This is a genomic window from Paraburkholderia diazotrophica (assembly GCF_038900755.1).
GTDB lineage: Bacteria > Pseudomonadota > Gammaproteobacteria > Burkholderiales > Burkholderiaceae > Paraburkholderia > Paraburkholderia diazotrophica_A.
Genome location: NZ_JBBPEN010000007.1, coordinates 282,297 through 302,698 on the forward strand (window position 1 = coordinate 282,297; position 20,402 = coordinate 302,698).

At 64.5% G+C, this 20,402-nt stretch carries 14 protein-coding genes and 1 tRNA gene; 14 read left to right on the top strand and 1 reads right to left on the bottom strand.

Annotation, left to right across the window (positions count from 1 at the left end):
- Positions 1–152 precede the first annotated feature (152 nt).
- The 14 genes from AABE10_RS22785 to AABE10_RS22850 all read left to right on the top strand — a co-directional run bounded on the left by AABE10_RS22785 (position 153) and on the right by AABE10_RS22850 (position 18,360).
- On the top strand, positions 153–740 hold the full coding sequence (locus tag AABE10_RS22785) for a phosphoheptose isomerase (RefSeq protein ID WP_342935492.1): 588 nt from the start codon (positions 153–155) through the stop codon (positions 738–740).
- A gap of 20 nt (positions 741–760) precedes the next feature.
- A complete protein-coding gene (locus AABE10_RS22790; RefSeq protein WP_342935493.1) occupies positions 761–1,564 on the top strand; it encodes a BON domain-containing protein in 804 nt (267 codons plus the stop codon).
- A gap of 44 nt (positions 1,565–1,608) precedes the next feature.
- Complete coding sequence (locus AABE10_RS22795) at positions 1,609–1,920, top strand: c-type cytochrome (protein WP_342935494.1); 312 nt, start codon at positions 1,609–1,611, stop codon at positions 1,918–1,920.
- A gap of 54 nt (positions 1,921–1,974) precedes the next feature.
- Positions 1,975–2,048 (top strand) — tRNA-Ala (locus AABE10_RS22800).
- 205 nt (positions 2,049–2,253) lie between these two features.
- Positions 2,254–3,363, top strand: a complete 1,110-nt coding sequence (locus AABE10_RS22805; RefSeq protein ID WP_342935495.1) for an OpgC domain-containing protein — start codon at positions 2,254–2,256, stop codon at positions 3,361–3,363.
- The gene (locus AABE10_RS22810; RefSeq protein WP_342935496.1) at positions 3,360–5,075 is read left to right on the top strand and encodes a tannase/feruloyl esterase family alpha/beta hydrolase; all 1,716 of its coding nucleotides are present in this window, start codon (positions 3,360–3,362) and stop codon (positions 5,073–5,075) included. Before AABE10_RS22805 ends, AABE10_RS22810 begins: the two co-directional genes overlap by 4 nt.
- Positions 5,076–5,327: 252 nt before the next feature.
- Positions 5,328–6,191 (top strand): STAS domain-containing protein, encoded by an 864-nt coding sequence (locus tag AABE10_RS22815; protein ID WP_342935497.1) that lies wholly within the window; start codon positions 5,328–5,330, stop codon positions 6,189–6,191.
- 9 nt (positions 6,192–6,200) lie between these two features.
- Positions 6,201–6,557, top strand: coding sequence for an STAS domain-containing protein (locus AABE10_RS22820; protein ID WP_342935498.1), 357 nt, complete (start codon positions 6,201–6,203; stop codon positions 6,555–6,557).
- Between the two features lie 19 nt (positions 6,558–6,576).
- On the top strand, positions 6,577–7,002 hold the full coding sequence (locus tag AABE10_RS22825) for an anti-sigma regulatory factor (protein WP_342935499.1): 426 nt from the start codon (positions 6,577–6,579) through the stop codon (positions 7,000–7,002).
- On the top strand, positions 6,987–8,144 hold the full coding sequence (locus AABE10_RS22830) for an ATP-binding protein (protein ID WP_342935500.1): 1,158 nt from the start codon (positions 6,987–6,989) through the stop codon (positions 8,142–8,144). The genes AABE10_RS22825 and AABE10_RS22830 overlap by 16 nt, the downstream gene beginning before the upstream one ends.
- 207 nt (positions 8,145–8,351) lie before the next feature.
- Complete coding sequence (locus tag AABE10_RS22835) at positions 8,352–9,797, top strand: ATP-binding protein (RefSeq protein ID WP_342935501.1); 1,446 nt, start codon at positions 8,352–8,354, stop codon at positions 9,795–9,797.
- The gene (locus AABE10_RS22840) at positions 9,794–11,413 is read left to right on the top strand and encodes a response regulator (RefSeq protein WP_342935502.1); all 1,620 of its coding nucleotides are present in this window, start codon (positions 9,794–9,796) and stop codon (positions 11,411–11,413) included. The genes AABE10_RS22835 and AABE10_RS22840 overlap by 4 nt, the downstream gene beginning before the upstream one ends.
- A 209-nt stretch (positions 11,414–11,622) precedes the next feature.
- Positions 11,623–16,530 carry a response regulator gene (locus tag AABE10_RS22845; protein WP_342935503.1) on the top strand — a complete coding sequence of 1,636 codons (4,908 nt, stop codon included), beginning with the start codon at positions 11,623–11,625 and terminating at the stop codon, positions 16,528–16,530.
- A 522-nt stretch (positions 16,531–17,052) separates the two neighbouring features.
- Entirely contained in the window at positions 17,053–18,360 is a 1,308-nt protein-coding gene (locus tag AABE10_RS22850) for a solute carrier family 23 protein (protein WP_342935504.1), read from the top strand.
- 74 nt (positions 18,361–18,434) lie between these two features.
- Here the strand turns inward: AABE10_RS22850 and AABE10_RS22855 are convergent, their stop codons facing one another.
- Positions 18,435–20,099 carry a Na+/H+ antiporter gene (locus tag AABE10_RS22855; protein WP_342935505.1) on the bottom strand — a complete coding sequence of 555 codons (1,665 nt, stop codon included), beginning with the start codon at positions 20,097–20,099 and terminating at the stop codon, positions 18,435–18,437.
- Between the last annotated feature and the right edge of the window lie 303 nt (positions 20,100–20,402).

Consider the following 20,402-nt stretch of genomic DNA (forward strand, 5'->3'; position numbering starts at 1 on the left):
ACGATAAACTTGCGGACGCGCACGGGGCGGCGCGCTATCGTATCGGGGCGCGCCGATTGGAGCGGCCGTATGCAGTCGCCCATGCAAGGACAACACGTCACATGAACCAGCGTCGCCGGCGGGTGGCGCATGCAGTACACGATAGAGAGTCGATGTCAGTCGAACGCATTCAACAACACTTCCGCGACAGCGCGGCAGTCACACTCGCAGCACTAGAAAGCCTGTCGATGCCGATCGCGGCGGCCGTCGACACGATGTTTGCCGCGCTCGCGAACGGCAACAAGATACTGGCGTGCGGCAACGGCGGATCCGCTGCCGGCGCGCAATATTTCGCTGCCGAACTGATCGGCGGCTTCGAGCGTGAACGGCCGGCGTTGCCCGCCATCGCGCTGACGACGAATGCATCGATCATCACCGGCATCGCGAACGATGCCTCGTTCGATCAGATATTTGCAACGCAGGTTCGCGCGCTCGGACAGCCGGGCGACGTGCTGTTCGCCATCTCGACATCCGGCAATCCTGCGAATATCCTCGCCGCCATCGACGACGCGCACGACCGCGAGATGATCGTCGTTGCGCTATCGGGCAAGGGTGGCGGCAAGATCAATGAAGTGCTGCACGATACCGACATCCATCTTTGCGCGCCGTCCGATCGCACGGCGCGCGTGCAGGAAGTGCATCTGTTGACGATCCATTGTCTGTGCGACGGCATCGATGCCATGTTGCTCGGCGAAGAATGATTCTGAAGGAGAGCGAGTTGATGAGCGCATATCGCGTGAAGAGTACGTTTGTGAGGACCACGCTGGTGGTCGGGCTCGTCGCCGGACTGGCCGCGACGCTGCAGGGGTGCGTGCTGGCTGTCGGCGCGGCGGCGGGCGGCAGCGCGCTCGTCGCGACCGATCGGCGCACGCTCGGCGCGCAGACGGAAGACCGGGAGATTCAGGTCAAGGCGATGTCGCTGATCAGCCAGAACCTGCCGGACAATGCGCACGTCAACGTGACGGTATTCAACCGGCGCGTGCTGCTGACGGGCGAAGTGGCCGGCGAGGTGTCGAAGGCGCGCGCGGAAAGCGTTGTGCGAAGCCTCAATAACGTGAATGCGATCGTCAACGAGCTGGCTATTGCGCCGGCGAGTGATTTCTCGTCGCGCAGTAACGACACGTATCTTGAGGGGCGCGTGAAGACTGCGCTGATCGCCGAGAAGGATATTTCGGCGAACAACTATAAGGTGGTTTGCGAGCGGGGGACGCTGTATCTGATGGGGCTCGTGACTGCCGATGAAGGCAATCGGGGTGCGGATGTCGCGAGCCGGGTGCCGGGCGTCGTGCAGGTTGTGAAGGTATTCCAGTACATCCAGCCGCAGGAGGCGGTGGCGACATCGGCGGCGGCTGCTTCGGCTGCTTCCAGCGCGCCCTCAGCCGCTGCGCAACCGGAAGCTGCGGAAGTGACGTCGGGGGCGGTGCCGGATTCGTCGGTGACTTCGCGTCCGTTGGAGCAGCAGTCTCCTGCGCCCGTCAGCAATTCGACGTCCGTTCATCCGGGCAATCCTAAGGCGATGCAATGAGGTTCGGCTTCTTTGTCGGGCGCGTGGTGCTGAGTGGAGTGCTGATGACTTTGGCTGTGGGGACGTTTTCGGTGTCTGCATCCGCCGCCGATACGTCGCGCGGGCTCGCGATCGCGCGAAGCAACGCGTGCATGGGTTGTCATGCTGTCGATCGGAAACTCGTTGGACCTTCGTTTCAGCAGGTTGCGGAGAAGTACAAGGGCAATGCCGGGGCTCCTGGGATGCTCGCGCGCAAGGTGAAGGATGGCGGATCGGGCGTGTGGGGCGCGATTCCGATGCCCGCCCATCCGGCGATGAGCGATGCGGATATCCGCATCGTCGTCGACTGGGTGCTGGCCGGGGCGCCGGCTAAATGACGCGGGTTGCTGGCTGGTGCATTAAGAATGCGCTGTGCTAGAATCGCGTGATCGTGGGGCGGTAGCTCAGCTGGGAGAGCGTCGCGTTCGCAATGCGAAGGTCGGGAGTTCGATCCTCCTCCGCCCAAAATTTCAACTCCCTTCCCACTGCAATTCATTCTCACAACAACGGGTAAACCCGGGAACGTTCTGAACCAAAACAGTTCTTACTGCACGTAAACCCGACGCGTGCGGCGTGCAGCGTTACAAAAGCCGTCATGAGAAACGGCAGCGTACGCCGCGCCACACAACCAACCAGGGACCACAACCCAGCGCCTTCAATCGAGCCCTCGAATGCAAACCCGCACCACACGCTCAATCGAAGTGGATTTCTTCCGAGGGATCGTGCTGATCGTGATCGTGCTGGACCACATTCCGGGCGGCGTCCTGCAGCACCTGATGCTGCACGCCTACGCCTTATGCGATTCAGCCGAAGTCTTCGTCTGCCTCGGAGGCTATGCATCCGCCGCAGCTTACGGCGCCGTGCTGGCCAAAAAGGGCCAAAAATCCGCCCAAAACCGCTTCTACAAGCGCTGCTGGGAAATCTACCGAGCCTATTTGCTGACAGCGCTACTCACCCTGCTATCGGGTGCGATTCTTCAGTTCCTGCACCTGAATCGCCCGATGGTCGACCTGACAGACTGGTCAGCTTTCTCATCGGCGCCGATCAGAGAGGCCGTCAACATCGCCACTTTCAGACGCCAGCCCTATCTGTCCAGCGTCTTGCCGATGTACGCGCTCTTCGCGATCACGGTCCCTTTCATCGTGCCGCTCGCGCGAAAATCGGCGGCTTCGGCGTTGACACTGAGCCTCGCAACGTGGGCGCTCGCCATCCCACTGGCGAAGTTCTTCGCGATCGACGACGTCGGCAACTGGTCCTTCAATCCCTTTGCCTGGCAACTGATGTTCGTCATCGGTATTCTGTGCCGTGTGCAGCCCGTGTCCGATCGTTTCCAGCTATCGAAAACCGGTCGCTGGCTCACCGTGATAGCCATCGCGGCCGTGCTAGCCTTCGCCATCGTCAAGCTTTTCGTCCTGACGCAGCCGCTGCCCGGCCATCTGAAACAGAACCTGTCGATTGAACGCGTGATCAACTTCCTCGTCATTGCATGGGTCGCCGCCGTGCTCGTCCGCACGGGCCACATCGCGACGCTCGCGCGCAAGATGCCAGCCGTGATCAAGGTCGGCCGGACGGGTCTCGTCTGTTTCGTCGGCGGCACGCTGATTTCGCTGGTCGTCGATACGGCAACGCCGCGCAACATCCACGGCCTGAGTCACGGACTCGCCGCGCTCGCGGGCGATCTCGTCGCGATCATCGCCGTGCTGCTGCTCGCGCGCATCTGGAACGAATGGATGGGGCCGACGCAGCCGCGCGCGGCCGTCCCCGGAGCGGACTGCCGATGAAGCACGGTATCGCATGGCCGCGTGCGGCGCTCGGGCTCGCACGCGCGGCCCTCCTTTACGCGCTGATCTACAGCGCGCAATCGGCGTTTGCAGCCGCGATTGCAACGAACGCATCGCCAGCCGGCCAGAACCCGACTCAGAAACAGAGCGAGCCGCCATTCGCCACCCGTTGCACGGACCTGGGCGACGTCTGGATCGACGCCGACTCGATCGCGCTGCCCACGCACGGCGCGCACATCGAAACGGCGACGATGATTTCCGCACAGACGTCCGGCAATAGCGCAGGCGACTTCTGCCGGATCACGGGCGTCATTCGTGCGATCAAAGGCACCACGCCCGACATCCGCTTCGACGTGAATCTTCCGAAGAACTGGAACGGCCGCGCATTGCAGGTGGGCGGCGGCGGCTACAACGGCTTTGTCGTGACGGGCATCGGCGTGATGCCGTTCTCGCCGGTACGCGCGCCGCTCGCGCAGGGCTATGTGACGTTCGGCGACGACTCGGGACACGTCGGCAATTCTGCGCTCGCGGTGTTCGGTCTCGTCGACGAAGCCGTTGTCAACTTCGGCTACGCGCATTTGAAGAAGACGCACGACGCGGCGCTCGCCGTGATCGTGCGCATGTACGGCCATCCGCCCGGGCGCATGTACTTCGCGGGCGGCTCGACGGGCGGACGCGAGGGCTACACGGTGATGCAGCGCTTCCCCGACGACTACGACGGCGTAATCGCCGATTCGCCCGCGCTCAACTTCTCGGGCGTGCGGCTCATCGGCGTGCGCGTCGGCCAGGCCGAATACGCGGCGCCCGGCGGCTTCGTTCCGCCTGCGCTGCTCGAGCGTGTGTACCAGAAGACGCTCGAAGTTTGCGACAAGCTCGACGGCGCATCGGACGGCATCGTCAGCGATGTCGCCGAATGCCGCAGACATGAAGCGGAAATCATCGATGCGCTGCGCTGCCACCGCGGCACCTCATACGCGCAAGAAGGCGGCTGTCTCAGCGATGCACAACTCTCGACGTTGCTCGTCCTGCGCGACGGACTGAGCTTGCCGTACAAGCTCGCCTACAACGTGAGCGGCTATCGCGGATACAACGTCTTTCAGGGCACGCGCTTCACGGGCGTGCTCGGACTCGGCCACGATCCCGCGCGCCAGGCATCGCCGACATTCGGCAACAACGGCTATCTGTTCGCGCAAGGCGACGGCTATATCCGCTATTTCGTCGCGCAGGACGCCACATTCGATTCGATGAAATTCGACGTGCTGCATCCCGGCAAGTATCAGAAGCAGGTTGTCGCCCTGTCGCAAACGATCGGCGCGATGAATCCGGACGTGAGCCGCTTCATGGAAAAAGGCGGCAAGCTGATCACGATGCAGGGCCTTGCCGATGAGGTCATCAGCCCGAGCCAGACCATCGCGTACTACGACCGGCTCGTCGATCAGTATGGCGACGAGCGCGTGAATGCATTCATGCGTCTGTACATGGTGCCGGGCTTCCAGCACGGCAGCGGCGTGTTCATTCCTTCCGTCGATCTGCTTGGCGCGCTCGACAACTGGGTCACGCGCGGCATCGCACCGGAGACGCTGCTCGCCACCGATATTGCCGCGGCGACTAACGGACGCTCGCGTCCGTTGTGCCGCTATCCGATGTTTCCGCGCTATCTGGGCAAGGGCAATCTGAACAACGCAAACAACTTCGCGTGCAGCGAGCCCTGATTTCGCCGATTGCATCACATCAATGCGAGCGCGAAGCAGCGCTGGATCGCCTGTCACGCATCGCACATTTCCGCCCTCATTTGTATCGTCAGTTGCATGGCGCGCCTGTAGTATTGATCGATCACGCAACAAGGCGACGCTCGCTGTCGTCATTCACTCGTTATCCGGTAATGTTTGCGGAAGTCGGATGCGCGCGAACAGTTTGCACGCAAACAAATCAGCAATATTTACGGCACTGTTTCCGGAGACCTTATGAACGCATCGAAAACGGCAGCCCTGGTCGAGGTGCTGACGCGTCATCGCGATATGCTGCTCGCCGACTGGTTGAACCAGCATCTATCGGTCGCGCTGCGCCGAGGCCTGACGACGGAGGCGGAGATGAACGAGCAGTTCCGCACCTTCTTGAACGTCTTCTCCGATACGCTCGCGAACACGGAGACGCTCGACCCGAGCCGTCCCGAATGGGAACCCGTGCGCGCGTTTCTCGCCGACATGTCCGCGCATCGCGCGCGCCAGGGCTTCACGCCCGCTGAAACGGCAACGTTCGTGTTCTCGCTGAAGCAGCCGCTCTATTCGCGCCTGCGCATCCAGTTCGACGCGCAACCGGAAGAACTCACCGACGTGAGCTGGACCGTGAACATGTTGCTCGACGCACTCGGCCTTTACACGACGGAAGTATTCCAGCGCAGCCGCGAAGCGATCATCGCGCGCCAGCAGGAAGAACTGCTCGAACTGTCGACGCCCGTCGTGCAACTCTGGGAAGGCATTCTCGCGTTGCCGCTCATCGGCACGCTCGATTCGGCGCGCACCCAGGTCGTGATGGAAAGCCTGTTGCAGAAGATCGTCGAAACGGGCGCGGCGATTGCGATCATCGACATCACGGGCGTGCCCACCGTCGATACGCTCGTCGCGCAACACCTGCTCAAGACGGTGGCGGCTGCGCGTCTGATGGGCGCGGACTGCATCATCAGCGGCATTCGTCCGCAGATCGCGCAGACCATCGTGCATCTGGGCGTCGATTTGACGAACGTGATCACGAAGTCGACGCTTGCGGACGCGTTCGTCGTTGCGCTGCAAAAGAGCGGGTCGAACATTTCGACGCGCACCGCCGGCTAAGGTGGCGACATGGACCGCATTCCAATTCTGCGGATGGGCGATTGCCTGATCGTCGCGATTCAGGTCGACATGCACGACCGTCTCGCGATCGCGCTTCAGGATGATCTGACGGCGCGCATCGTGAAGGACAAGGCGAAGGGCGTGCTGATCGACATCTCCGCGCTCGACATTGTCGATTCGTTCATCGGCCGCATGATCAGCAACACGGCCGCGATGGCGACGGTGCTCGATGCGCAGACAGTCGTCGTCGGCATGCAGCCTTCCGTGGCGATCACGCTGGTCGAACTCGGGCTCACGCTAAGCGGCGTGCGTACGGCGCTGAACGTCGAACGAGGCATGGCGCTGCTTCAGCAGCGACAGCGCTGATCGATCAGGGCGCTCACACATGAACTCATTCGGCGTGGTGGTGGCGTCGACGCTCGAAGTCGGCCTGCGCTCGGATCGCGAGATCGTCAAGCTCCGCCAGCTCGTGCGCGACCAGGCAATCGCGCAAGGCTTCTCGCTCGTCGATCAGACGAAGTTCGTCACGGCCGCAAGCGAACTGGCACGCAACACGCTATTGCATGGCGGAGGCGGCGACGCGACGTTGAACGTGCTCGTCAACGGCACGCGCAAAGGGCTCAGGCTCACGTTCGTCGACAAGGGCGCGGGCATCGCGGATGTCGATCGCGCGATGCAAGACGGCTTCACGAGCGGAACGGGCCTCGGTCTCGGGCTCGGTGGCGCGCGCCGTCTGTGCGACGAGTTCGAGATTCAGTCGGAACCAGGCAAAGGCACGATGGTGTCGATCACCAAATGGAAACTTCGCTAAGCGGTCTGCGCGGGATGCACACGTCGTTTGAAATCGCTGACGCGAGCAGCGTCGCGTTCGCGCGCCGCGGCGCCAATGACGCAGCGCGGAAAGGGGCGCTCGACGACACGGACACAGGCCGCGTCGCGCTGATCGTGACGGAAGCGGCGACCAACATTCTCAAGCATGCGCAGCACGGCGAACTGCTCGTGCGCGCGCTGCCTGCGGATGCGAGGGGCGAGCTCGCCGAAGGCGTCGAAATCATCGCCGTCGACAAGGGTCCCGGCATGCAGGACGTGCGCCACGCCTTTCACGACGGACGCTCGACGGCGGGCTCGCCCGGCACGGGACTCGGTGCGATCAATCGTCTGTCCGACGAATTGTGCGTGTACTCGCAGCCGCGTCTCGGGACCGCGCTGCGCGCCGTCGTGCGCAGCCGCGGCGCGAACGCTCGCGCGGGCCGCCCAGCATCGGGCACGGACATCGGCGGCATCTGCGTGCCTTATCCGGGCGAATCCGTGTGCGGCGACGCGTGGGGCGTCGATGCCGATCAGCATGGCGTCACGATCACCGTCGCCGATGGTCTCGGTCACGGTCCCGATGCGTATGTGGCGGCGGCGAGCGCGATCGACGTCGTGCGCCGGCGCGCGGGCCGCTCGCCCGCCACGCTGATGCAACTCGCGCACAGCGCGCTGCGTCCGACGCGCGGCGCGGCCGTCGCCATCGCGCGGCTCGATCTGGCGCGCGCGCAGCTCGCGTTCGCGGGCACGGGCAACGTCGCCGCGTCGATCTTCAATGTCGCGCGGCCTGCGTCCGTCAGCGGCGGAGCGAGACTCGCTACGAGCGCGTTGGGGCACGGCGCGAACGCTTCGACGAGCGGCGCGCGCAACAGCTGGCAGCTCACATCGCGCAACGGCATCGTCGGTCATACGATGCGCGATTCGCCGGAACTCGAAATACCGTGGACACGCAACGCGCTGCTGATCCTGCATTCGGACGGCATCGGCACTCGCTGGGATCTGGCCGCTTATCCGGGCTTGCATCTGCAGCCCGCGGTGATGATCGCCGCTGTGCTGTACCGCGATTTTTCGCGCCACCGCGACGACGCAACGGTGGTCGTCGTCAAGGCGGACCAGCAATCGACTTGCATGGGACCCGATTGAGACGTGGGATCGGAGCAAGCGCTCTGCATGGGGCTGGAGTAAGAGCTTTGCATGGGGCTGGAGTAAGTGCTGAAGCACTAACTCCAGCCGACTGCTTTGCATGGGACCGGAGTAAGTGCTGAAGCACTAACTCTGGTCGACTGCTTTGCATGGGACCAGAGTAAGTGCTGAAGCACTAACTCTGGTCGACAGGAGTAAATTTCAGGCATGACGACCCCCATACTGCGGATCCGGCTAGATACCGAAGAAGACGTCGTCGCAGCGCGCCGCAAGGCTCGCTCGATTGCTGCTGGCCTCGGCTTCTCGCCGCTCGACCAGACACGCATCGCAAGCGCGGTATCGGAGATCGCGCGCAATGCATTCGAATACGCGCACGGCGGCGAAGTGTCGTTCGCCTTAAACGACACGGCGAAACCACAGGCGTTTCAGATCGACGTGCGCGACAAGGGGCCAGGCATCCGCGATCTCGAATCGGTGCTCGACGGCACGTACCGGTCGCCGACGGGCATGGGCCTCGGCATCGCCGGCAGCCGTCGGCTGATGGATCACTGCGCGATCGAATCGTCGGCGCAGCGCGGCACGACGGTTTCGATGGCGCGCTACCTGCCGAACGACCGGCAGGACGTGGCGATGACCGACCTCGACGCGATCATGCGCAGCGTCGTCCAGCAGAACGCGCTGCAGGACAGCAAGGCCGGCGTGCGCCATTCGATGGACGAAGTGCACGAACAGAACCGCGAACTGCTGTCGACGCTGACGGAACTGCGCGACCGCCAGGACGAACTCGTGCGTCTCACTCAGGAACTCGAAGCGACGAACCGCGGCGTGGTCGCGCTATACGCGGAACTCGACGAGCGCGCGGACGAACTGCGCCGCGCCGACGCGATGAAATCGCGCTTCCTGTCCAACATGAGCCACGAGTTGCGCACGCCGCTCAGCTCGATCCGTGCGCTGTCGAATCTGCTGCTGAACCGGCTCGATGGCGACCTGTCGGCAGAGCAGGAACGGCAGGTGCTACTTATCCGCAAATCGGCCGAGGATTTGTCCGAACTCGTCAATGATCTGCTCGATCTGGCCAAGATCGAAGCGGGCCGAACCGATGTGACGCCGGTCTGGTTCAAGGTTTCGGGACTCTTTGCGGCGCTGCGCGCAATGCTCACGCCGCTGCTGACTAACCCGGCCGTGAAGCTGATCTTCGAGGACACATACGGTTTGCCACCCATCTTCAACGACGAAGCCAAGCTCACGCAGATACTGCGTAATTTCGTCTCCAACGCACTCAAATTTACCGAGTGCGGGGAGATTCGCGTGGGCGCGCGGCTGGAGCCAGGCGGCGAACAGGTGACGTTTTTCGTGTCCGATACGGGCATTGGTATCGCTGAGGAGCACCAGCAAGTGATCTTCGAAGAGTTCGGCCAGGTGCAGAACCATCTGCAGCAGCGCGTCAAGGGGACGGGTCTGGGCTTGCCGCTGTGCCGCAAGCTTGCTGCGCTGCTCGGCGGCTATACGGGCGTCGACAGCGCGCCGGGCGCCGGCTCGACCTTCTACGCGACGTTGCCGGTGAAGGCAGAAACCGTCGCCGCATCGGAGGCGCACGGCGCGCCGCGCGGTACGACCGGCGGCGCGGCAATCGCGCACGGAGGCGAGTCATGACGCTTGCCGCTCCCCTCGTTCTCAACGTCGACGACAACGACGGCGCGCGCTATGCGAAAACGCGCGTGCTCGTGCACGCCGGTTTCGAGGTGATCGAGGCGGCGTCGGGCCAGGGCGCGCTCGATCAGGTGCGCGCGCACAAACCCGCGCTCGTGCTGCTCGACGTGAAGCTGCCCGACATCAGCGGCATCGAAGTGTGCTCGATCCTCAAGTGCGACCCGCAGACGCGCTCCACACTCATCCTGCAAACGTCGGCGGCCGCCGTGCAGTCGTTCGACAAGGTCCGCGCGCTCGACGGCGGCGCGGACAGCTATCTGACCGAGCCGATCGAACCCGCGGAACTCGTCGCCAACGTGCGCGCGCTGTTGCGGCTGCATCGCGCGGAGGAAGCGCTGCGCGACGCGGATCGCCGCAAGGACCAGTTTCTCGCGACGCTCGCGCACGAATTGCGCAACCCGCTCGCGCCGATCCGCAATGCCGTCGAGCTGATGGACCCGCGTCATAACGCAAACGACGCCGCATTGCGCGATGCGCGCATGATCGCGCGTCGGCAAGTCGAGCATCTGAGCCGGCTCGTCGACGATCTGCTCGACGTGTCGCGTATCACGCACGGCAAGATTTGTCTGCAGCTGGAATGCGTCGATATCGCGGCGGCCGTCGCGACGGCGGTGGAGACGAACCAGCCGTTCATCGACAGAAAGCATCACACGTTGCGCGTCAGCATGCCCGACGAGCCGTGCATGATTCGCGGCGACGCCATTCGCGTCGCGCAGGTCATCGGCAATCTTTTGTCGAATGCGGCGAAGTACACGCCGGAGGGCGGCGAGATCGAACTCGACGTAAGCGGGACGGACGGCAGCATCGCGATTCGCGTGCGCGACAACGGCATCGGCATTCCGCCGAACGAACTGGCCGACGTGTTCAATCTGTTCATGCAGTCCGAAGATTCGCTCGCGCGTTCCGAAGGCGGGCTGGGCATCGGACTGTCGCTCGCGAAGACGCTCAGCGAACTGCACGGTGGCACGATCGAAGCGTTTTCGGCGGGCGCGGGCATGGGCTCGGAGTTCGTCGTCACGCTGCCCGTCGCGCAACAGTCGGACGAGGGCGCGCCCAAATGCGGCGACGCGCCCGACGAAGGCGCGCCCAAATGCGGCGACGCGCCCGACGAAGGCGCGCAATCTTCCGCGCGCGAACGCGGTGCGAAGCGACGCGTGATGGTGGTCGACGACAGCGTCGACGGCGCGGAGTCGATGTCGATCCTGCTCGAAATGCTCGGGCACGAAGTTCGCGTGTTGTACGACGGCGCAGCGGCGATTGCGGCCGCGCCGGAGTTCAGGCCCGAAGTGGTGCTGCTCGATATCGGCTTGCCGGGCATCGACGGCTATCACGTCGCGCGCGCGTTGCGCGCCGAGCCAGCGTCGGCGAACGCATTGCTGATCGCGCTGACGGGCTACGGACAGGACAGCGACCGGCAGCGCACGCACGATGCGGGCTTCGATCATCACCTGGTAAAGCCGGCTTCGCTCGACGATATCGAGCGCGTGATCGCGACGGACAGCACGCTCGGCGCGCCGCGCAATCCCGGTACGCCGGTGCGTTCCGACGTGACCGGGTGAGTTGGAGCAAGACGAGTTCAAAACCGGGAGAAAGAAGCCGCAGACAAGAACAACGGGCAAGGGGAACGAGCGATACAGCAGCGCAGTTGACGAACAGTTAGCAGGTGGCAAGCAGCAGGCAACAACGGCATGCACGCGCGAACGGCGCATCTGGCAATGGCCGCATGCATGCGCGCGGGCGATACGGCGGGACAGGTGAGGCTGCGTCGATGAAACCGGACAATACGATGGCGAGCGCGCACCCTGAGGCGGATGCGGCGTTCGCGGGTAGCACGGCGCCGAGCTTCCTCGCGGGCGGCGGAGAGATGGGCGGCCTGATACGCGGCTACGACTGGCGCGCGACGCCGCTCGGCGAGCCCGAAACATGGGCGCAAAGCCTGAAGACGGCGATCCGCATCATGCTGACGTCGCGTCAGCCGATGTGGATCGGCTGGGGACAGGATCTGATCGTCTTCTACAACGATCCGTACAAGTCGATCATCGGCGGCAAGCATCCCGCTGCGCTCGGGCAGCCAACGTCGGCCGTCTGGCGCGAAATCTGGAGCGATATCCGTCCGCTGCTGCAAACGGCCTTGACGGGTACGGAAGGCACGTTCGACGAACAGAAGCTCCTGATCATGGAGCGCAACGGCTATCCGGAAGAGACGTACTACACGTTCTCGTACAGCCCGATTCCCGACGACAGCGGCGGCACGGGCGGCATCATCTGCGCGAACAGCGACGAAACCGCGCGCGTGCTCGGCGAACGGCAGTTGCGGCTATTGCGCGAGATAGGCGCGGCGACGCGCGATGCGCTCTCATGGCGCGACGTCTGCGAAGACAGCGTGCTCGCGCTGAAGAGCGATCCGTACGACGTCACCTTCGCGCTTTTCTATCAGGCCGAGCCGGGCAGCACGGTCGCGTCGCTGGTGGGCGCGAGCGGCATTGCCGCCGATCATCCCGCCGCGCCGCGTTCGATGGACGCCGCGCGCGATCCCGCATGGCCGTTCATCGACGTGCTGCGCAGCCAGCAACTGGCCATCGTCACGGATGTGGCCGAACGCTTCGCCGCGCCGTTGCCCTCGGGTGCATGGGAGCGGCCGACGGCGCAGGCAGCCGTGCTGCCCGTGCAGCCAGCGGGTGAAACGGGACGCGGCGGCGTGCTGGTGATCGGGCTTAATCCGTACCGGCTCGTCGACGACAACTACCGCTCGTTCCTGATGCTGGTCGCGCGGCAGATCGGCGCGGCGCTCGGCTATGCGGGCGCCTATGAAGAAGAGCGGCGGCGCGCGGAAGCGCTCGCGGAAATCAATCGCGCCAAGACGGCCTTCTTTTCGAACATCAGCCACGAGTTCCGTACGCCGCTCGCGTTGATGCTCGGTCCGCTCGAAGAACTGCTCGCGAGGCCGCAAGCGGCCAATGCGCCTGACCGGCCGCTGATCGAAGTCACGCATCGCAACGGCTTGCGGCTGCTCAAGCTGGTGAATGCGCTGCTCGATTTCTCGCGCATCGAGGCGGGGCGCATGGAGTTTCATCCGCAGCCGACCGATCTTGCCGCTTTCACCGCCGACCTCGCGTCACTGTTCCGCTCGACGATCGAATCGGCGGGCGTGACGCTTTGTGTCGAATGCGAGCCGCTGCCACATCTCGTGCCGATCGATCGAGACATGTGGGAAAAGGTCGTGCTGAACCTGCTGTCGAATGCGTTCAAGTTCACGCTCGAAGGCACGATCACCGTCGGCGTTAAGAGCGCGGAGAACGGCGGCATCGAAATGAGCGTCGCCGATACGGGCACCGGCATTCCCGAGCATGAGATTGCGCGGCTCTTCGAGCGGTTTCATCGCGTAGAAGGCGCGATGGGCCGCTCCGTCGAAGGCAGCGGGATCGGGCTAGCGCTCGTGCATGAACTCGTGCGCCTGCATGACGGCGCGATACGCGTCGAAAGCAAACTGGGCGTGGGCACGCGCTTTACCGTGGTGCTGCCGCCCGTCGCGTCGACGGACGCAACGTCGAGCGACGGCGCGCGCGCCGCGACGAGCCTCCAGGCGCAGAGCTACGCCGATGCCGCGTTGCGCTGGCTGCCCGGTGCGCCCGACGCCGCCAACGACGACACGAGCGCGCTCGCCGACTTCACGCAAGCCGCGGCGGACAACGCCAGCGCGATCACTGGCAAGCTGCTCGTCGTCGACGACAACGCCGATCTGCGCGATTACATGCGGCGCATCCTGACGGCGGCAGGCCACGAGGTGTGCCTCACGTCGGACGGGGAAGAAGCTCTGGCGGCCGCGCGCGTCTGGCAGCCCGATCTGGTTGTGTCGGACGTGATGATGCCGAAGCTCGACGGCTTCGGCCTGCTGCGCGAACTGCGCGCCGATGCCGGCTTGAGCGAGACACCTGTGCTGCTGCTGTCGGCGCGCGCGGGCGAAGAGGCGAAAGTGGGCGGCCTCGAATCGGGCGCCGACGATTATCTGATCAAGCCGTTCGCGGCGCGCGAACTGCTCGCGCGCGTCGCCGGCAATCTGCAGCTCGCGCAGTTGAGGCGCGAGACGGGCAACCACCTGCGCGAAGAGTCGCGCATGCTCGAGATGCTCAATCGCATCGGCACGGCCGTCGCGGCTGAACTCGATCTGAACCGCGCGGTGCAGGTCGTCGTCGATGCGGCGACGGAACTCACGGGCGCGGCCTTCGGCGCGTTCTTCCATAATGTGCAGGACGACAAGAGCGGCAGCTACATGCTGTACACGCTCTCGGGCGTGCCGAAAGACACGTTCGCGAAGTTTCCGATGCCGCGCAACACGGGGATTTTTGCGCCGACGTTCAAAGGCGAAGGCATCGTGCGCGTCGACGACGTGACGAACGATCCGCGCTACGGCCACAATCCGCCGCATCGCGGAATGCCCGAAGGGCATCTGGAAGTACGCAGCTATCTCGCCGCGCCCGTGTTGTCGCGCACGGGCGAGGTGCTCGGCGGACTGTTCTTCGGCCATCCGAAGCCAGGCGTGTTCACTGCGCGCGCCGAGCGCATTGTCGAAGGCATCGCCGCGCAGGCCGCGACGGCCATCGACAACGCGCGCCTGTATCAGGCCGCGCAGCGCGAAATCGACGAGCGCACGAAAGCCGAAGAGGCGCTGCGCGAGCTGAATGAAACGCTGGAGGCGCGTGTCGCTGAAGCTGTCGCGGATCGCGACCGTCTGTGGGATCTGAGCGAAGAGCTGCTGGTGGTCATGGGTTTCAACGGCGAGTTGCAGCGCGTGAGCCCGTCGTGGACGCGCCTGCTCGGCCTCGACACGCGCTGGCTCGCGCATCAGTCGTACTTCACGCTGATCCATCGCGACGATCTCTCGATGGCGAACGAGTGTCTCGACCATTTGCGCCGCACGGGCGCGTCCGTGCGCTTCGAAAACCGGCTGAGTCATATCGACGGTACGTGGCGCTGGATCGCGTGGACGTTCTCGCTCGATCCTGATACGAAGCGGATTCACGGCGTCGGCCGCGACGTGACGAGCGATCGCGAAACGCAGGAGGCGCTGCGTCACGCGGAAGAGGCGTTGCGTGTCGCGCAGAAGATGGAAGCGATCGGCAACCTGACGGGCGGCGTCGCGCACGACTTCAACAATCTGCTTCAGGTGATCGGCGGCAATCTGCAACTGCTCGCCGACGATGTCGCCGGTTCGGAGCGGGCCGCGCAACGCGTGCGCAATGCGCTCGCGGGCGTCGCGCGCGGCGCGAAGCTCGCGTCGCAACTGCTCGCGTTCGGCAGGCGTCAGCCGCTTGCGCCGAAAGTGGTGAACCTCGGGCGCTTCGTGCGCGGCCTCGACGACATGCTGCGCCGCGCACTCGGCGACGGCATCGAGATCGAGACGATCGTTTCGGGCGGCCTGTGGAATACGCTCGTCGATCCGTTTCAGGTCGAGAACGCGCTGCTCAATCTCGCGATCAATGCGCGCGACGCGATGGACGGCCACGGCAAGCTCACCATCGAAGCGGGCAACGCGTCGCTCGACGATGCGTACGCGAAGCGCCACGCCGAAGTGACGGCGGGACAGTACGTGATGGTCGCCGTCACCGATACGGGCTCGGGCATGTCGGCTGAAGTGCAGGAGCACGTGTTCGAACCGTTCTTCACGACCAAGCCCGAAGGACAGGGCACGGGGCTAGGCCTGAGCATGGTCTATGGGTTCGTCAAGCAGTCGGGCGGCCACGTGAAGATCTATAGCGAACTTGGACACGGCACGACGATTCGGCTCTATCTGCCGCGCGTGCGCGAAGAAGAAGACCTCGAAACGGATGTCGACGCCGGTCCGGCGAAAGGCGGCGCCGAAACGATCCTCATCGTCGAGGACGACGAGGACGTGCGCACGACGGTCGTCGAGATGCTGGCGTCTCTGGGCTATCGCGTGCTGAAGGCGAAGGATGCGCAGAGTGCGCTTGCCATAGTCGAGAGCGGCGTGCCCATCGATCTGCTCTTCACCGATGTCGTGATGCCAGGGTCGATGCGCAGCACCGAACTGGCGCGCAAGGTGCGTGAGCGGCAGCCCGGCATCGCGGTGCTGTTCACGTCGGGCTACGCGGATAACGCGATCGTGCACGCGGGGCGTCTCGACGAAGGCGTCGCGCTGCTCAGCAAGCCGTATTCGAAAGATGCGCTCGCGCGCAAGCTGCACCATACGTTGCGCGCACAGTACGCGCGCCCGGACGACGCGGTCACGCTGCAGGCGGAAGACTCGCAGACCGTGCGGCTGGTCGATCGCGGCAATAACGGGACGTTCGATGCGATTCGCAATCTGCGCGTCCTGTTCGTCGAGGATGACGAACTGGTTCGCGTCAGCACGGCTGAACTGCTGCGCACGTTCGGGCTCGACGTCGCTGAAGCGCAGGATGCGCAACAGGCCATGCAGATGCTGAACGACGGAACGTTCGACGTGCTGTTGACGGATGTGGGGCTGGCGGGCGCGTCGGGTATCCAGCTCGCGCTCGATGCGAGGGAGCGGCAGCCGGACATGCGCGTGGTCTTCGTCACGGGCTCGGATGCGCCGCTGTCAGCCGAACAGCAGTTGCAATTGCAGGAAGCGGCGCAATTGCGCAAGCCGTTCGATCCGCTCGAACTGATCGACGCGTTGCGCGGCAGCGGCGGGTGATTGGCTCACTCGTGTCGTCGCTTCGATGCAAGCGATGCGGCCTGCATAAGGACACGCAAAAGCTGAAGGCGAAAAAAAACCGCTCATGCCGGGGAGCATGAGCGGAAAGTCGGAGAGTTACAACATCGCTAGCGCTACTCAATCAATCGGGGTCACGCAGCCGTTGCAGTGTAGAGAGCGCGGCATCCGTTCTGATATCAGATAACTCCCAAAGCGCGCATTCGGGAAAACGGCGCATAGGGGAAGCCTGCGGCGTTCCGCGCGAGCTGTCATTCCGCGATTGCTCAAAAAAGAGGCGCCGCGACAGGCCGCCAGCACGCTCAGAAAGCTAAAAACCGGTGGGTTTTCGCTTCGATACAACACCGGGCAACGCGGTCGCGCCCGCGCATTTTGCGCGGCTTGTCAGCGCCAGGCGCTCTCCGTACACTCGCGCGTAGTTCAAGAATCCCATCCTGGACCGCGCCGCGCACGCGGCGATGCACCCCACACAAGATCTACGCCAATAGAGGAGAGCCCCCCGCGATGGCCGATTCCTATTTTCCGCGCTGGCGCGTCCAGCCGAAGAGCGTCGAAGGGCGCGTCGTCAACACCGACGAGCGTTTGCCCGGCCCGTCGATGCTCGCGATGGGCGTCCAGCACGTCGTCGCGATGTTCGGCTCGACGGTGCTCGCGCCGCTGCTGATGGGCTTCGATCCCAATCTGTGCATCTTCATGTCGGGTATCGGCACGCTGCTGTTCTTCGTGCTGGTCGGTGGCCGCGTGCCGAGCTATCTCGGCTCGAGCTTCGCGTTCATCGGTCTCGTGATTGCGATTACAGGCTATACGGGCCAAGGGCCGAACCCGAACATTCCCGTCGCGCTCGGCGGGATCATCGCGTGCGGCGTCGCTTACATCGTCATCGGGCTGATCGTGTCGGCCATCGGCACCGCGTGGATCGAAACGCTAATGCCGCCCGTCGTGACGGGCTCGATCGTCGCCGTGATCGGCCTGAATCTCGCGCCGATCGCCGTCAAGGGCGTGAGCGGCAGCGCTTTCGATTCGTACATGGCGCTCGTGACGGTGCTGTGCGTCGGCGCCGTGGCCGTGTTCGCGCGCGGCATGCTGCAGCGTCTGCTGATTCTCGTCGGCCTGCTGATCGCCTACTTGATTTACGCCGTCGTCACGAACGGCATGGGGATGGGCAAGCCAATCGACTTTTCGATCGTCGCGAACGCGGCGTGGTTCGGCATGCCGCATTTCATGGCGCCCGCCTTCAACGGCCAGGCGATGATGCTGCTCGCGCCCGTCGCGGTGATTCTCGTCGCGGAGAACCTCGGCCACATCAAGGCCGTGAGCGCGATGACGGGGCAGAACCTCGACCGCTACATCGGCCGCGCGTTCATCGGCGACGGTCTCGCGACCGTGGTGTCGGGCTTCGCGGGCGGCACGGGCGTGACGACGTACGCGGAAAACATCGGCGTGATGGCCGTCACGAAGATCTACTCGACGCTCGTGTTCGTGATCGCCGCGGTGATCGCGCTGGTGCTCGGCTTCTCGCCGAAATTCGGCGCCGTGATCCAGACGATTCCGGGCCCGGTGCTGGGCGGCGTGTCGATCGTCGTGTTCGGGCTGATCGCGGTGACGGGCGCGCGCATCTGGGTCGTCAACAAGGTCGACTTCTCCGACAACCGCAACCTGATCGTCGCGGCCGTGACGCTCGTGCTCGGCGCCGGCGACTTCTCGCTGAAGTTCGGCGGCTTCGCGCTGGGCGGCATCGGCACGGCGACGTTCGGCGCGATCATTCTGTACGCGCTGCTGCGTCGCAAAGGTCCGCAAGAGCCGGCCGTCTGACGTTTCCTGAATGACCAAAAAACGGCGCCCCTGAGTCCCTTGGCTCATGAGGCGCCGTTCTGATCTGCGTCGTCTCAGTCCTTCTCTTTTCCGCGCGTGAGCAGTGCCGTCTCCGACAGATCCACTTCGCGCATCAGCTTGTTCATCGTGTCGTCGTTGATCCGCAGCTTGCTGCGCATGTCGAGCAGCGTCGCGCGTTCGGCGCGCATCGCCGCGAGCTTCATCTGAAACTCCAGTTCTTCGGTGCGCCGCGCCTTGTCGGCGGGACCGATGTCGTCGTCGAGCGTCGCGAGCCGCCTGCGGTAGATGCCCATCACGCGCGCCGTCACATCGGCGGCATGGGCCGATGACGCTTCGTCGAGATCGGCCGTCAACGTTTCGTGCAGTTCGTCGATCGCGCGAATCGCCGCCTGCGCGGCCTGAATGCGCGCCGCGCGCTCCTCGGCAGCATGCGGATCGGCGCGGCGCCGCGCGCCGTTCATCAGCAACGGCAAGCCGGCCACGGCCACGACGAGCGACACGAGAATCACGCCCGACGCGATGAAGATCGCGAGATCGCGTCCAGGCAGCGGCTCTCCGTTCGACAGCGCGACGGGCAACGACAGGACGCCCGCAAGCGTCACCGCGCCGCGCACGCCCGCGATAGTCGTCATCGACACGGTGCGCAGCCCCGGCACCGCGTTCGCGACGCCGTGTTTCGCCGCGCCGCGGCTCGCGAACCAGCGCAGCAGCCACACCCACACGAAACGCAGCGCGTAGAGCGCGATTGAAACGGCCGCGACGTAGAGGATCAGTCGCAGTTCGGAGCCGCTCTCGACCGCATGCGCATCGAGCAGCGCGCGGCCGATGATATGCGGCAGCTGCAACCCGAGCAGAATGAAGACCATGCCGTTGAAGATGAACTCGATCATCGTCCACGTGACGCTCGCCCGCACGCGCGCCGATGCCGGGCTCCTGCTGGCGAACGTCGAGTAATTCATCGTCATGCCCGCCGCGACGGCGGCGAGAATGCCCGAGAAGTCGAAGTGCTCGGCGAACAGATATGCGGCGAACGGAATCAGCATCGTCATCACGACGCCGGGCGCGGGGTCGCCTTCTTCCGTGAGATTGAGAATGCGCGTCGACGCGTAGCTGAAGAGCCAACTGACGGCTGCGCCCGTCGCCAGTCCGCCGAGCGCGATGATCACGAAGCTCACCGAGGCATCGCGCAGCGAGAACACGCCCGTCAGCGCGGCGGCCACCGCGAACTTCAACGCGACGAGGCCCGACGCGTCGTTCATCAGCGCTTCGCCTTCGAGGATGTGCATCAGATGCTCGGGCAACCGGTTGCGGCCCGCGATGCCCGACAACGCGACGGCGTCCGTCGGCGAGAGCACGGCGGCGAGCGCGAAGGCGACGGGCAGCGGCATCGACGGCACCATCGCGTGAACGAAATAGCCGACGGCGACGACCGTCATGAACACGAGGCCGAGCGCGAGCATCAGGATCGCGCGGCGCTGCATGAAGAACTCGCGCTTGGGTATGCGCCAGCCGTCCGCGAACAGCAGCGGCGGAATGAACAGCATCATGAACAGTTCGGGATCGAACGTCACATGCAAGCCGAGACGCGGCCACGCGAGCAGCGCGCCGAACGCGATTTGCACCAGTGGCAGCGGCAGCCTGAACGGCACCAGCCGCACGACGATGCCCGAAGCGGCAACGGCGAGCAGCAGGATCAGAACGGTAAAGACGATTTCCATCGGAAGCGGGATGTGGACAACAGGCGGAAGCGCGAAGCAGCGGCGAAGCTGCGAGGCGATGTTTCGGAGCGGCAGAAGCGCCCTTTGCTGCTGCGCGTCGCAGCGGCGCTTCGTAGCGGCATGAAGCGCAAGCTCTGGACGCTGCCGTCCAGCGTTTCGATCAGCCCGAAGTGTAGCCCGATCGTATGAATTCCCGCCGCGAACCTCGCAAGATGACCGAAAGCCTTGCGCACCGCGACGGTGCATCGCACGCCCTCGCGCGACGCATGCGCATTGCGCGCGGTGCAGCGCCAGATGCGACTT